General features: G+C 72.9%; 11 protein-coding genes. 1 reads left to right on the top strand and 10 read right to left on the bottom strand.

The window, feature by feature from the left end:
• Positions 1–52: 52 nt before the first annotated feature.
• The 8 genes from DSM104329_RS05170 to DSM104329_RS05135 all read right to left on the bottom strand — a co-directional run bounded on the left by DSM104329_RS05170 (position 53) and on the right by DSM104329_RS05135 (position 11,397).
• Positions 53–1,261, bottom strand: coding sequence for a peptidyl-prolyl cis-trans isomerase (locus DSM104329_RS05170; RefSeq protein ID WP_259314326.1), 1,209 nt, complete (start codon positions 1,259–1,261; stop codon positions 53–55).
• 68 nt (positions 1,262–1,329) lie between these two features.
• Positions 1,330–4,722, bottom strand: a complete 3,393-nt coding sequence (gene mfd / locus DSM104329_RS05165) for a transcription-repair coupling factor (protein WP_259314325.1) — start codon at positions 4,720–4,722, stop codon at positions 1,330–1,332.
• 177 nt (positions 4,723–4,899) lie between these two features.
• Positions 4,900–6,885, bottom strand: coding sequence for an IPT/TIG domain-containing protein (locus tag DSM104329_RS05160; RefSeq protein ID WP_259314324.1), 1,986 nt, complete (start codon positions 6,883–6,885; stop codon positions 4,900–4,902).
• A gap of 145 nt (positions 6,886–7,030) precedes the next feature.
• On the bottom strand, positions 7,031–7,597 hold the full coding sequence (gene pth / locus DSM104329_RS05155; RefSeq protein ID WP_259316186.1) for an aminoacyl-tRNA hydrolase: 567 nt from the start codon (positions 7,595–7,597) through the stop codon (positions 7,031–7,033).
• 6 nt (positions 7,598–7,603) lie between these two features.
• Positions 7,604–8,299, bottom strand: coding sequence for a 50S ribosomal protein L25 (locus DSM104329_RS05150; protein ID WP_259314323.1), 696 nt, complete (start codon positions 8,297–8,299; stop codon positions 7,604–7,606).
• Positions 8,300–8,328: 29 nt separating this feature from the next.
• Entirely contained in the window at positions 8,329–10,146 is a 1,818-nt protein-coding gene (locus tag DSM104329_RS05145) for a glycoside hydrolase family 2 protein (protein ID WP_259314322.1), read from the bottom strand.
• 69 nt (positions 10,147–10,215) lie between these two features.
• The gene (locus DSM104329_RS05140) at positions 10,216–10,653 is read right to left on the bottom strand and encodes a hypothetical protein (RefSeq protein ID WP_259314321.1); all 438 of its coding nucleotides are present in this window, start codon (positions 10,651–10,653) and stop codon (positions 10,216–10,218) included.
• A gap of 39 nt (positions 10,654–10,692) precedes the next feature.
• Positions 10,693–11,397 carry a hypothetical protein gene (locus DSM104329_RS05135; protein WP_259314320.1) on the bottom strand — a complete coding sequence of 235 codons (705 nt, stop codon included), beginning with the start codon at positions 11,395–11,397 and terminating at the stop codon, positions 10,693–10,695.
• 76 nt (positions 11,398–11,473) lie between these two features.
• Between DSM104329_RS05135 and DSM104329_RS05130 the strand changes: the two genes are divergently transcribed.
• On the top strand, positions 11,474–11,749 hold the full coding sequence (locus DSM104329_RS05130) for a DUF4235 domain-containing protein (RefSeq protein WP_259314319.1): 276 nt from the start codon (positions 11,474–11,476) through the stop codon (positions 11,747–11,749).
• Positions 11,750–11,846: 97 nt separating this feature from the next.
• Here DSM104329_RS05130 and DSM104329_RS05125 read toward each other — a convergent pair whose 3' ends face one another.
• Complete coding sequence (locus DSM104329_RS05125) at positions 11,847–12,128, bottom strand: hypothetical protein (RefSeq protein WP_259314318.1); 282 nt, start codon at positions 12,126–12,128, stop codon at positions 11,847–11,849.
• A 23-nt stretch (positions 12,129–12,151) separates the two neighbouring features.
• Positions 12,152–13,129: a ribose-phosphate diphosphokinase gene (locus DSM104329_RS05120; RefSeq protein WP_407655895.1), complete on the bottom strand. Its 978-nt coding sequence runs from the start codon at positions 13,127–13,129 to the stop codon at positions 12,152–12,154.
• Between the last annotated feature and the right edge of the window lie 12 nt (positions 13,130–13,141).

Genomic DNA, 13,141 nt, shown 5'->3' with positions numbered 1-13,141 from the left:
CAGGATATGGCGGCGGCGCCTCTCGGCGACCGCCGCCTCGTCTCAGTGCCGCTCAGCCCGTCGTCGCGGGCGCGGGGTTCGTCGTCGCGCCGCCCGCGGGCGTCGTCGTCGTGTTCGTCTTCTGCTTGGGCGCGTTGCTGCAGTCCTGCGTCACATAGCCGGTGCGGCAGACGGTGGATCCCTTGAAGCGGTTCTGGAAGTCCTTGACGAACCCGTCGAGCGCCTTCTGCTGGTTCTGGGACTGCAGGAGCTGCTTGATCGTCGCGGAGGCCTGCTGCTGCGTCTGCTGGTTGGCCGGCGTGATCTTCTCGACCTCGTAGACGTACCAGCCGAACTGGGTCTTGACCGGGCCGCCGATGGTGCTCTTCTTCGCGCCGAACAGCGCGTCGTCGAGCGCCTTCTCCTGCTGGCCCTTGGCGATGCCCGACAGCAGCCCGCCCTGCCCCTTGGAGGCCTCGTCGATCGAGTACTGCTTGGCCACCTTGCTCCAGCTCTCGCCGCCCTCCAGCGCCTTCTTGGCCGCGTTGGCCTGCGCCTCGGTCTTCGTCAGCACGATGCGCACGTCGCGGGTCTCCGGGGTCGCGAAGCGCTGCTTGTTCTTGTTGTAGTAGGTGGCGATCTGGGCGTCGGTGACGTTGTCCTTGCCCTTGACGACCTGCTCGCGCAGCTTGTTGCTCAGCGAGTCCAGCTTGACCCGGAAGAGGATGTCCTGCTCCGTCATGCCCGACGACTTCAGGAACTTCTGGTAGTCGGCGTCCTTCGGGAACGACTGCTTCTTCGTCTTGTCGAAGTCCTTCTGCAGCTGCGCGTCGGTGATCGTGATGTTGCGCTTCGCCGCCTCCTGCTGGATCCACTGCGCCGAGATCAGGAACGACATGACCTGGTCGCGCAGCGACTCGTACTCCTGCTTGCACTGCGCCTTGTACTGGGCGTCCGTCGTGGTCGGCTGGCCCTTGGCCGGCTTGGGCGCGTTCTCCTTCTTGCCCGCCACGCAGGCCGTGAAGTCCGGCGGGACGGGCGCCTGGGCGGCAGCCCCCTTGGCCCCGGTCTGCTGGGCCGACGAGACGGCCGCCACGTTGAGCCAGTGCGTGAAGTCGTCCTTCGTCACGGACACCTCGCCGACCTGGGCGACGGCGTTGCCGGGGAGGTCGTTGCTGCTGGCGCCGTTGTCGCCGTCACCGCCGCCGCCACAGGCCGCCAGGCCGACGGCGAGCAGGGCGAGGAGCCCGATGGGCAGCAGAAGTCGAAGCGTCGAGCGCATAGGGCGCGAGAGGGTAGCGGAACGATGGCGCATCCGGCGCAGGGTGGCGTGAGTTCCTGAACCGCGGATCAAGCGGCCTCTCGAGTCACCGAAAGAAGCACGTCGGCCGCGTGGACGACCGCGGGGAAGCGCTGCTGGGGGTCGTCGGGGACGCGAACGGACAGCTGCGACTTGCCGGACTCGTACAGCGCGCCGGGGATCTGCTCGCGGATGCGCTTCGCGCGCACGGAGTCGAGCTCGACCGGCGTGACCGCCAGCCGTCCGCCCCGGAACGTCACGGCCTGCGCGCCGGCCTGGCCGAGCTTGATGCGCGCCTGCTGCAGGGAGATCAGGTTCGACAGCGGCTCCGGGACGGGTCCGAAGCGGTCCTCGAGCTCGTCGCGCAGCAGCGCCAGGTCGGCGACCTCGGCCGCCCCCGCGATGCGCCGGTGCACGTCGATCTTCGCCTGCTCGTACGGGACGTAGTCGGCGGGGACGTAGGCGTCGACGTTGACGTCCAAGCGCACCGGCTCGGGCGCGTCGTCGGCCATGCCCTCCGCGGCGCGCACCGCCTCGTCGAGCATCTGCAGGTACAGCTCGAAGCCCAGCGCGGCGACGTGGCCGGACTGCTCGTCGCCGAGGAGGTTGCCGGCGCCCCGGATCTCGAGGTCGCGCATGGCGATCTTGAAGCCGGCGCCGAGCTCGGTGTAGTCGCTGAGCGCGGCGAGGCGCTGCGCGGCCTCCTGCGTCAGCGCATCGGCGCTCGGATACAGCAGGTAGGCGTATGCCCGCTCGCGGGACCGGCCGACGCGCCCGCGGATCTGGTAGAGCTGGGCGAGGCCGAAGACGTCGGCGCGCTCGACGACGAGCGTGTTCGCCTGCGGGATGTCGATGCCCGATTCGATGATCGACGTCGCCACGAGGACGTCGGCGTCGCCGCGCAGGAACGACAGCATCCGCTGCTCGAGCTCGTCGGCGTCGAGCTGGCCGTGGCCCACCGCGAACGTCATCCCCGGGCACAGGGCCCGCAGCCGCTCGGCGGTCTCGTCGATCGTCTCGACCCGGTTGTGCAGGAAGAACGCCTGGCCGCCGCGCTTGTGCTCGCGCTCGAGCGCCTGCTTGACGAGGTCCTCGTCGTACTCGCCGACGTAGGTCTTCACGGGCCGCCGGCCCTCGGGGGGCGTCTCGATGACCGAGATGTCCCGCACGCCGGCCAGCGACATCTGCAGCGTGCGCGGGATCGGCGTCGCGCTCATCGCGATGACGTCGACGCGCAGCTTGAGCTGGCGCAGCAGCTCCTTCTGCTTGACGCCGAAGCGCTGCTCCTCGTCGACGATGAGCAGGCCGAGGTCCTTGGGGCGCACGTCGCGCGACAGCAGGCGGTGCGTGCCGATGAGGATGTCGACCTTGCCCTGGTTGAAGCGCGCGACGGCCTCGCGCTGCTCCTTGGCGGGCCGGAAGCGGCTGACGTGCTCGATCGTGAAGGGGTAGTCGCGCAGGCGTTCGGAGAACGTGCCGAAGTGCTGCTGGGCGAGGATCGTCGTCGGCACGAGCATCAGGACCTGCTTGCCGCCCTCGACCGCCTTGAACGCGGCGCGCAGCGCCACCTCGGTCTTCCCGTAGCCGACGTCGCCGCAGATGAGGCGGTCCATCGGCCGCGCGGTCTCCATGTCGGCCTTGACCACCTCGATCGCCTCCCGCTGGTCGGCGGTCTCGGTGTGCGGGAACTTCGCCTCGAAGTCGCGCAGCCAGTCGCCGTCGGGATCGAAGGCGAAGCCGCTGCGGCGCTTGCGCTCGGCGTAGAGGTTCAGCAGCTCGCCGGCGAGCTCCTGGGCGGCGCGGCGGGCCCGGGCCTTGATCGTGTCCCACCGGGTGCCGCCGAGCTTGCTCAGCGGCGGGTGCTCGCCGCCCGCGCCGACGTAGCGCGAGATCTTCGCCAGCTGGTCGCTGGGCACGAAGACGCGGTCCTCGCCGGCGTACTCGAGCAGCAGGTAGTCGCGGGTCACGCCGGCGACGGTTCTCGTGTCGAAGCCGGCGAAGCGGGCGATGCCGTGGTCCTCGTGGACGACGATGTCGCCGGCGCGCAGGTCGGCGAACGAGCGCAGGACGCCGCGCTTGCCGGAGACCGCCGGGCCGGACGGCTCGGCGCGGCGCCGGCGGATGAGCCGGTGCTCGGGGACGACGGCGAGCTTGAGCGACGGCGCGATGAAGCCGTCGCGCAGCGACGCCGTGGCGAAATGGAGGCTGGCGTCATAGACCGGCACGCCGTCCAGCCACCCCGCCTTCAACCGTGCGAGGTTGTACGCGGCCCGCTCGCCCTCGCCGTGGCGCGCCCACGTCACGACCGTGCGGTAGCCGGAGCGCACGAGCTTCTCGAGCTCGGACTCGGCCTCCTTGAGCGAGCGCGAGCCCGTGTCGGCGGCCTGGCCGCGCAGCTCGATCGGCTGGTCGCCGGAGATGGCGGAGAGCCGGACCCGGGCGCGCGCGTCGAGCGCCGCCTGGATCTCCTCGGGCTTGACGTAGAGGTCGTGGGCGTCCTCGGCGTGGAAGGCGGCGCAGACGTCCTGCCAGTGGTCGGCGAGCGCCGGCGCGATCTCCTCCTCGGCGGCGACGAGCAGGAGCGCGTCGTCCGGGGCGAGATCGAGGAACGCGCGGAAGCGGTCGACGGGCAGCAACTCCGCGATCCGACCGCGCGCGAACCACCGCTCGTCAGCTTCGTCGGTGCTGGGCGCGCGGTGCCCGGGCCGCTCGTCCTCGCTCGACAGGGCGGCGATCTCCGCCAGCTCTCGGTGCTCGGGCGCGAGCTCGGCGGCCGGCGCGATCTCGACCGCCTCGGCGTCCCCCAGCGAGCGCTGCGTGAACGTCGAGAACCAGCGCAGCGACTCGATCTCGATGTCGAAGAGGTCGACGCGGACCGCGCGGTCCTCGGTGGCCGGATAGATGTCGAGGATGCCGCCGCGGACGGCGAACTGGCCCCGGTCGGAGACCTGGTCGACGCGCTCGTAGCCGGCGTCGGCGAGCTGCTGGGTGAACTCGTCGACGTCGATCAGGTCGCCGACCACGAGGCGCAGCGAGTGCGGGCGCAGCTCGGGGTCGGGGACCTTCTCCGAGAGCGCGACGGCGGAGACGACGACGACCGGCGCGTCCACGGTGCCCGGATCCAGCAGCGCGTCGAGTGCCGCGACGCGCAGGCCCACGAGGTGCGGCGGCGGCGCGAGGTGCGACTCGTACGCGACGCCGCGGCTCGGGTAGAAGCGCACCCGCCGCGGCGCGAGCCAGGCGCGCAGGTCGGCGGCGAGGTCGCGGGCCTGGCGGTCGTCGCCGGCGACGACGATCGCGGGCTTCGACGCGTCCTGGTCGGCGAGGGCGGCGAGGACGTACGGGCGCAGCGACGACGACGCGAACGCGCGCCCGCCGTCGCGGACGAGCGTGGAGCCGCCGGGGTCGTCTTCGATGAGTGCAAGGAGGGGTCTGAGGGCCATGTGCGCGCACACCGACCGCCCGCGCGAGGGCGCGGCCGGTGCCTGCACCGAGTCTACGAGAGCGCCGCGCCGGCCCCGCCACCGCCCCGCCGCCGGCCCCGCCACCGCCACCGCCACCGCCACCGCCACCGAGCGTCGACTTCCTCAGCGTCAGGCGGAGAGAATCGACGCTCGCTGTCAGCTCGTCGTGAACGCGGGGCCCGTTCCGCGGACGCCGTTGGTCGTCACCGACACGGTGACGGGCGTGGCCGGCGCGAGGCCGGCCGGCACGACCGCCGTCACGGTGTGTGACGAGGCATACGTCACGCTCGCCGCCGGGACCGAGCCGAAGCGCACCGTGCTCTGCGGCGTGAAGCCGCTGCCGGAGATCGTCACGGCGGTCCCCTCGGGCCCGCGCGCCGGTTTGATCCGCGAGACGAGCGGCGCCACCTCGATGCGCCACGAGTGCGCCCCGAGGCGGGCGGGGGTGCCGGCGTCGCGGACGAGCGCGTGGACGTCGTAGACGCCCGGGCGCGTGGGTGCGCCGGTCGCCTGCCCCGAGGCGTCGCCGCGCACGCCCGGCGGTAGGCCGTAGAACGTGAACGCATACGGCGCGGTGCCATCCGATGCGGTGAACGAGAGCGACAGCGGGACGCTCGTCGTCGCCCGTGTCGTCGCCGGCCGCGGATCGACGGCGAGCAGGCCCGCCGCGAGGGTCTGCCCGGACATGTCCGGCCCGTCGGCCTGGCCGGGCGTGCCGTTGGGCGTGCCGATACCGGCCGCACCGGCGACGGCCTGGTTGGCCGTGAAGGCAAGCTGCGCGGTGGCCGTCGCGAAGGCACTGAAGACCCCTCCGCCCCGGGCGTCGCCGCCGTCCCCTGCCGGTCCGGTGCCGGTGCCGCCGGCGGCGCCGAGGGCGGCGTTGCGCTCGAACGAGCTCGCCTGGATCAGCCCGGTCGAGCCGGTGAGCGAAACTCCGCCGCCCGAGGCGCCTGCGCCGTCGCCCTCCTCCGGTGGCGGCGCCGCCGCGCCGGACGCGCCGAAGGGGCCGGTCTGCTCCTCGTAGCCGAAGTCCCACCGCGTCCATCCGCCTGCGCCGCCGAAGCCGCTCGGAGCGACGGACGTGCTCGTGCCGGGCCGTCCGCCCGCCGCCTCGTCGTCCAGGAAGCGCGCACCGATCAGCATCAGCTCGCCCGGGCCCCCGATCGCGCCGCCGTGGGCCGCGCCGCCCGTCCCTGGGCGACCGGTCTCCCCGGCGTTGCCGCCGACGCCGCCGGCCCCGCCGTCGAGGCTGCGCGCGTAATCGTCCGCGATGAACGTGTCCCCGCCCACGCCGCCGTCACCGCCGACGCCGCCGGGGGCGCCGCTGCCGCCACGCCCGCCCTGCGCCATGTTGCCTGCGAGGACCGTGCCGTCCACGACGGTCCTGCCGAGGTTCGCGATCGCTCCACCCGTCGCGGCGCCGCCTGCGCCCCCGCCGCCGCCAGGGCCGCCGGCGCCGCCATGGCCGCCGTCGCCCGGCAGCTGCCAGCAGTACACGTCCTCCCACGAGTCGTAGTCCGACCAGCCGCGGCCGCCCTGGCCCCCGGTCTCGCCGAGGCCGCCGCGGCCGCCCGGGCCTGCGGCGCCACCCTTCGCGACGCTTCCGCTCACCCGGCCGCCGACGAGCGTCAACCGCCCGCGCTCGGCGACGAGGATCGCGCCGCCCATGGCCGCGTCGCCGTCGACGCCGGGACCCCCGTCGCCGCCGGCCCGCCCGTCATCGCCGGACGTGGCCGAGTTCGCGCAGCTGTGTGCGTCCTGTCCGTAGGACGCCTCGCCTCCGCCGCCGGCGTCCTCGCCCCGCGCCCCAGTCGCGCCATCGACGCGCCCGTCGACGAGCCGCAGGTCGATCAAGGTCAGCGCGCCCGAGACCTCGAACAGCCGCGTGCGCCGCCGGCCATCGAGCGTCACGCTCGAGCCCGCCGCGCTGAGCGTGACGCCACGCCCGGCCGGGACGGCGAGCGGCGCCGGGAAGGGGATCGTCCCGCTGCAGTCGAGGACGATCGACCCACCCGCAGCCACCTCGGCGGCCAGCGCATCGTAGGTGCAGGTCGAGAGCGTTCGGGCGTCGGCCGAAGCGGCGACGGCGACCGCGACGAGGCCGCCGAGGGCGAGGGTGCGGAGGACAGCGGATCCGCGCATGGGCCCATTCGACCTCGTCGCAGCGCCCGTCGCAACCGCACGTATGCCCCGGTACCTCCGCCCGGACTACGGATCTTGTCGAGTGCGCCGAGCGTCGACTTCCTCAGCGTCAGGCGGAGAGAATCGACGCTCGGCGCGGCGGGGGCTACAGCTGGGTCTCGCCCAGCACGATGCGCTCGGCGACGTCCGCCGCCCGCTGCACGAGGTCGGCCACGTCGTTCTTGTCCTGGCGCCAGCGGCCGAGCACGTACCCGGCCACGATGTCCGGATCGGTCGAGTCCGGGCGGCCCACGCCGATGCGCACGCGGGCGAAGTCCGGGCTGCCGAGCTCGCGCCGGAGCGACTTGAGCCCGTTGTGGCCGGCGAGCCCGCCGCCGAGCCGCGCGCGGATCTCGCCGAACGGCAGGTCGATCTCGTCGTGGACGACGAGCACGCGGTCCAGGTCGGCCTGCAGCGCGCCGCGCGCCGGGCCGACCGACCGCCCGGCGTCGTTCATGTAGGTCTGCGGCAGCAGGACGGCCACCCGCGGACCGCCCACCCCCGCCGACATGATCCGACCGTCGGTGATCAGCCCCGCGAACTTCTTCCTGGCCCGCGGCAGGTCCCAGCGGCGCGCGAGCTCCGCCGCCACCTCGAACCCGACGTTGTGCGGGGTGTAGGCGTACTCCGAGCCGGGATTGCCCAGCCCGACGACGAGCCAGTCGACCGGCAGGGTGGCCTACTCGGCGTTGTCGCCCGAGTCGCCCGCGGCGGCCTCGTCGCCGCCGCCGGCCTCGGCCGCGGCCGCGGGCGCCTCGCCCTCGCCCACACGCTCGGTCTCGGTCTCGATCTCGTCCTCGGACTCGACGGCCAGGCGCGGCGGCGTGAGCGTCGCGATGACGATCTCCTCGGAGGCGTCGACGATCGTGACGCCGCTCGGCGCGCTCAGCGCGCTGAGGAACAGCGTGTCGTTCATCGCCATGCCGGACACGTCGTGCTGGAGGGACTCCGGGATCTCGTTCGGGAGCGCCTCGATCGTCACCTCGCGGGTGACCTGCTCGAGCACGCCGCCCTCGCGGACGCCCGGGGCATCCTCGGCGCCGGTGAGATCGACCATGACTGTCGCCTGGATGGCGACGTCGAGCCGCACGCGGATGAGCTCGATGTGCATCGTGTCGCCGCGGACCGGGTGATGGTCGGCGTGCTTGACGACGGCGGAGCTGCTCTGGCCGCCAAGGGCGAGGTCGAGCACGGCGCCGCGGGCGGCCAGCGCCTGGCGCAGCTCACGGGCATCGACGTCGAACGCGACGGGGTCCTCACCGCCGCCGTAGAGGACGCCGGGAACGCGGCCCTCGCGGCGCAGGCGGCGCGCGGCGCGAGAGCCCTCGGCGGAGCGCGGATGCGCTTCGAGCTTGGTCGCAGAAGTCTTGGCCATGGGACGGACGATGGTAGCGCCGGTCCGGCTCAGCGCAGCTGGCGGTGTGCCCGGTACATCTGCGCCACCACGTCGTAGGCCGGCTTCTTCTGGCCGTCGAGCGTGATCAGGCCCTTCTGGTGCAGGGGCGACGTCGGCCACGGGTTGCTGCCGTCCCAGCCCGGGCGGATCCGGAACTCCTGGACCGTCCAGTACAGCGCGCCGGCAAGCCACGGCTTGCTGTCGAAGATCGTGAGGATGTCGCGCACCCATTGGGCCTGGAACGCGTACGTGCCCTTCTCGTCGACCGGGCCGTCGCGGTTGGCCTCGGCCCCCCACTCGGTCGCGATGATCGCCTTGTCGCGGTAGCAGCGGTGCAGCTGGTCGAGATAGTCCGACAACAGCGACCGGTCGGAGATCTCGCCGAGCCGCCCGAGGTACCAGCCGAAGTACAGGTTGACCCCCAGGACCTGCAGGGGCGCGTAGCCCTTCTGGCAGCCGCTCGAGGGATAGCCGGCGAAGGCGATGCCGACGGGGCGGGTCGGGTCCAGCGCCTTGGCGGTGCGCGTCGCCCGGGCGATGTAGGCGGTCTGGAAGCGGCCGACCGTGGAGTTGAGCTCGTTGCCGATCGACCACACGATGATCGACGGGTGGTTGCCGTTGTCGATGACGTTGTCGCGCAGCTGCGCGTCGGCCCGGGCGAGGACCGCGCCGTTCGTCAGGTAGTTCGTCTTGACCTGGTAGAAGGGGATCTCCGACCAGACGAGGATGCCGCGGCGGTCGGCCTCCTCGTACATCTGCGGGTGCAGCGGATAGTGCGCGCGGATCATCGAGCCGCCGGCCTGCTGGACCCAGTCGAGGAGGCGGTTGCGGTCAGCGTTGTCGAGCGCGGAGCCCTTGTCGGGGGTGTCCTCGTGCAGCGACATGCCGCGGGCGTTGAGCAGGTGGCCGTTGATGAGGAACGTGCCGCTGCCGGTGACGCGCAGCTGGCGGATGCCGGTGCGCACCGCGTACTGCTGGACGCGCCGGCCGCCGACCGAGGCGTCCACCGACGCGTCGTAGAGCGTCGGGCGGTCGGGCTCCCACAGGCGCGGGTTGCGCACCGTCAGCGAGCCGCTGACCTGGCGCGACCCGCCGCGACCGAGGACCACCGAGCCGAGCCGCACCCGCTGCGAGCCGAAGCGGCCGGTGATCGAGGCGCGGACCGTGTGGCCGGAGAGGTTGCGGGCGTTGACGCGGAAGAGGACCTGCGCCGGACCGCTGACGCTGGGCAGCCGCGGCAGGATCTGCACGTCCTCGAGGTCGACCTGGTCGACCTCCCGCAGGTACACCTCGCGCAGGATGCCGCCGTACGGCCACCAGCCCGCGTTCGGCACGCCCCGGGAGCTGAGGCGCTGGTAGGGCACGTCGAGCGCATGCGTCTTGGAGTCGGTGCGGACGAGGAGGGTGTTCGTCCCGCGATGCAGGTAGCGCGCGGGGATGACGAACTCGAACGGCAGGAAGGCACCGACGTGCGTGCCGAGCCGGTGGCCGTTGATCGACACCGACGAGCGGAAGTTCACCGACTCGAAGCGGACGACCCAGCTGCGCCCGCGCGGCGCGCTCGGCAGCGTGAACTGCTTGCGGTAGTAGGCCACGCCGCCGAGGTAGCTCTGCAGGTCGTCGCCCTTGTTCCAGGCGTACGGAACCGTGATGTCCTGCCAGGCGCCCGTCGTGCGCAGCTGCCAGGTCCCGCCGAGCAGGTAGCGGCCGCTCGGGCCGTCGTGGTACAGCGCGCCCTTCGCCGGCGTGTCCGCACCCGCGGCGGCCGCCGGCACGAGCAGCGCGGCGGCGAGGAGGGCGGCGAGGAGATGGGAGCGGCGAAGCATCTGGACCGGGGCAGGAACACCGGCCGGCGCGGATTGTTGCGCTCCGGCTCGCGAGTGCGAGACGGCCCGCTAGCAGGCGGCGGTCCGGCCGATGGGTCTGCTCAGGGCGGTCAGGCTAACGGACAGCCCGGAGAGCACGTTCCCCGTGCGCCGCACGGCGACGCACTGGACCGTCGTCAGCCGGCCGGGCGCCGTCCAGACGACCCGCGTCGGCCCGCTGGCCGAGCCGAGCGAGTACGACGTGCCCGAGTCGTAGGCGACGACGTCGAGCTTGCCGGGCGACCTCAGCGTGCGGGCGTTCTCACGCACCGTCGCCGCGCAGCGCGGATCCTCGGCACAGCCGTCGAGCCGGTCGAGCATGGCCGGGACGTCGCCGCGGGCTTGCGCCGCCAGCAGCTTCGTCACGGCGTCGCGCTCGGCGTTCTCGGTCGTCAGCCAGCGGGCGAGGCCGAACGAGATCGCCAGGAAGACGACCACGGCGGCGATGATGACGGCGAGGCGGCGCACGCGCCGCGGCAGGCTACGCGACCGACCGCCCGCTCGGCGCTACAGCAGCGGCGGGTCGTCGCCGTTGAGCTCGAGGAACCGCACGACCGAGGCCTCCTGATGCTCCAGGCGCTCCGCGGTCTCGTGCGCGTGCGCGGCCGCCCGCTCCAGGAAGTCCTCCAGGCAGCGCTCCGGATCGTCGGGCAGCGGATACACCCACGCGACGTCCGGCTGGGCGAGCGCGATGCCCATCGGCGGGCGTCCCTCGGCCAGCGTCCGCGCGCCGCAGACCGGCGCGACCGTGATCTGGCGCTCCGGCGCGACGAGCGCGACCGGCATGAGCCGGTGCGCGGGCAGCCGGACGTCGATCTCGATGGAGCGGTCGACCGTCACCTCCGGCCCGACCGCCGCGGCCAGCGGTTCGCGCCAGACGGCGAGCACCGTGTCGGCGGCGACGAGCGCGTCACGCAGCGCTCGCGCCTGTGCCGCGTAGAGCTCCTCGGCCGCGTCGCGGTCCTCGGCGTCCGCGAGGTCGAGATCGCACGGCACGCGCAGCAGGTCGCCGGCGCCCACCGCGGACCCCGCACCGAGCCCGCCGTGAGCCACGTACGTCTGGATCGTGCCGAGGTCCCGGCGCCCGTGGAAGATGACGGTCAGCGCGTCGCACATCGAGAGGGGCGCGACCTTGAGCGCGACCGCGGCGGCATCCGCCTCGTCGATCAGGGCCCGCCTGAGAAGCTCGTCGCTATGCCCTTCGTCCTTCATGGTGCGATTCTTCCCCTGCCGGGTACTGGATTCAACCGACCGCGCGGACAGAACGACGCATGAGGGACTGGACATCGTGAAGCTGATCTACAAGCCCTTCGGCATCATCCTGGGCATTCTCGCCGGCCTCGCCGGCCGTCAGGTCTTCAACGTCGTGTGGGGCAAGCTCGACGACGAGGAGCCGCCCGAGGCGACGACGGAAGAGGCGCCGCTGAAGAAGGTCGTGCTGGCGGCGGCGCTCCAGGGCGCGATCTTCGCCACCGTCCGCGCCGCGGTGAACCGCGGCGGGGCCAAGGGCTACGCGCACCTGACCGGCGTGTGGCCGGGCGAGAAGCGGCCCGACCCGAAGTGAGAACCCTCGGGGGCCCGCCTCCCGCCGGCAGACGCTGCGAGCCCACCTTGCGGACCCCGTCCCGCCGGCCCGGCGCCGGCACCCCCAGCCCGCCCGCTCAGGCGCCGCCGCGCCGGCGGACGGTGAAGCCGCGCTCGGCGAGATCGCCGAGGTCGTCCTCGAACGCCGCGAAGTCGCCCGCCAGGAGGTGCTCGAGCGGCGCGCCGCGGCGCACCCACACGCGCAGCATCCCGTCCCCCACCCGCTCGGCCGCCTCGGCCGTGAGGTCGAGCAGGATCCGCAGCCGCGGGTCGGCGTCGGCCTGCCCCGAGACGATCGTCAGCGGATCGGTGCCGAGCACCTGGCAGAGCTCGCCCTCGGTGAGCCCGAGGCGGTCCATCAACCGGTGCGCCCCGCCGTCGCTCAGAACAGCTGGTTCTCCCCGCCGAACACCTCGGACACGGAGTCGTTCGTGAAGATCCGGCGGATCGAGTCCGTCAGCAGCTCCGCGCACGACAGGACCCGGACGTTGTCCGGGGCCCCCGCGCGCAGCGGGATGGTGTCCGTCACCACGATCTGCTCGAACGCGGCGGCGCGGAGGTTCTCGTACGCGGCCCCGGAGAGGACCGGGTGCGTGGCGGCGGCGTACACGGCCCGGGCGCCGGCGTCGATGACCGTCTGGCCCGCCGCGCAGAGCGTGCCGGCCGTGTCGATCATGTCGTCGACGATGATCGCCGTCTTGCCGCGCACGTCGCCGATGACATAGCCGATCTCCGCGACCTGCTGGGCCGGGCGCTCCTTGTCGAGGATCGCCAGCTCCGCGCCGATCTTCGAGGCGAACTTCTTGTTCAGCTTCACGCGGCCCGCGTCGGGCGCGACGACCACCAGATCCTCCAGGCCGAGGTCGACGAAGTACTGGGTGAGCATGAACAGCGCCGTCATGTGGTCGACCGGTTTGCGGAAGAAGCCCTGGATCTGGCCGGCGTGCAGGTCCATCGTCAGGACGCGGTCGGCACCCGCGGCCTCGATCATCCGCGCCACGAGCCGCGCGGAGATCGGCTCGCGCGGGGCGGACTTCTTGTCCTGGCGGCTGTAGCCGAACCACGGGGTGACGGCGATGACGCGGTGTGCGGACGCGCCCACCGCCGCGTCGATCATGAACAGCAGCTCCATGAGCGCGTCGTTGGCGGACACGCCCGTGGCCGGGTTCGCGCACGTCGGCTGGATGATGAAGACGTCCGCGCCGCGGATGGACTCCTCGAAGCGGCAGTACACCTCGCCGTTGGAGAACGTCTTGAGCGTCACCGTGCCGAGGTCCACGCCCAGCTTGTCCGCGATCTTCGCGCCGAGCTCGGGGTTCGCGCGGCCCGAGAACAGCATCAGGCGCTTGTCGTACTCGATCGGCAGGCTGGT

The organism is Capillimicrobium parvum (assembly GCF_021172045.1).
Lineage (GTDB): Bacteria > Actinomycetota > Thermoleophilia > Solirubrobacterales > Solirubrobacteraceae > Capillimicrobium > Capillimicrobium parvum.
The sequence above is the reverse complement of the archived record's forward strand: the minus strand, read 5'-3'. Positions and strand labels throughout refer to the sequence as shown.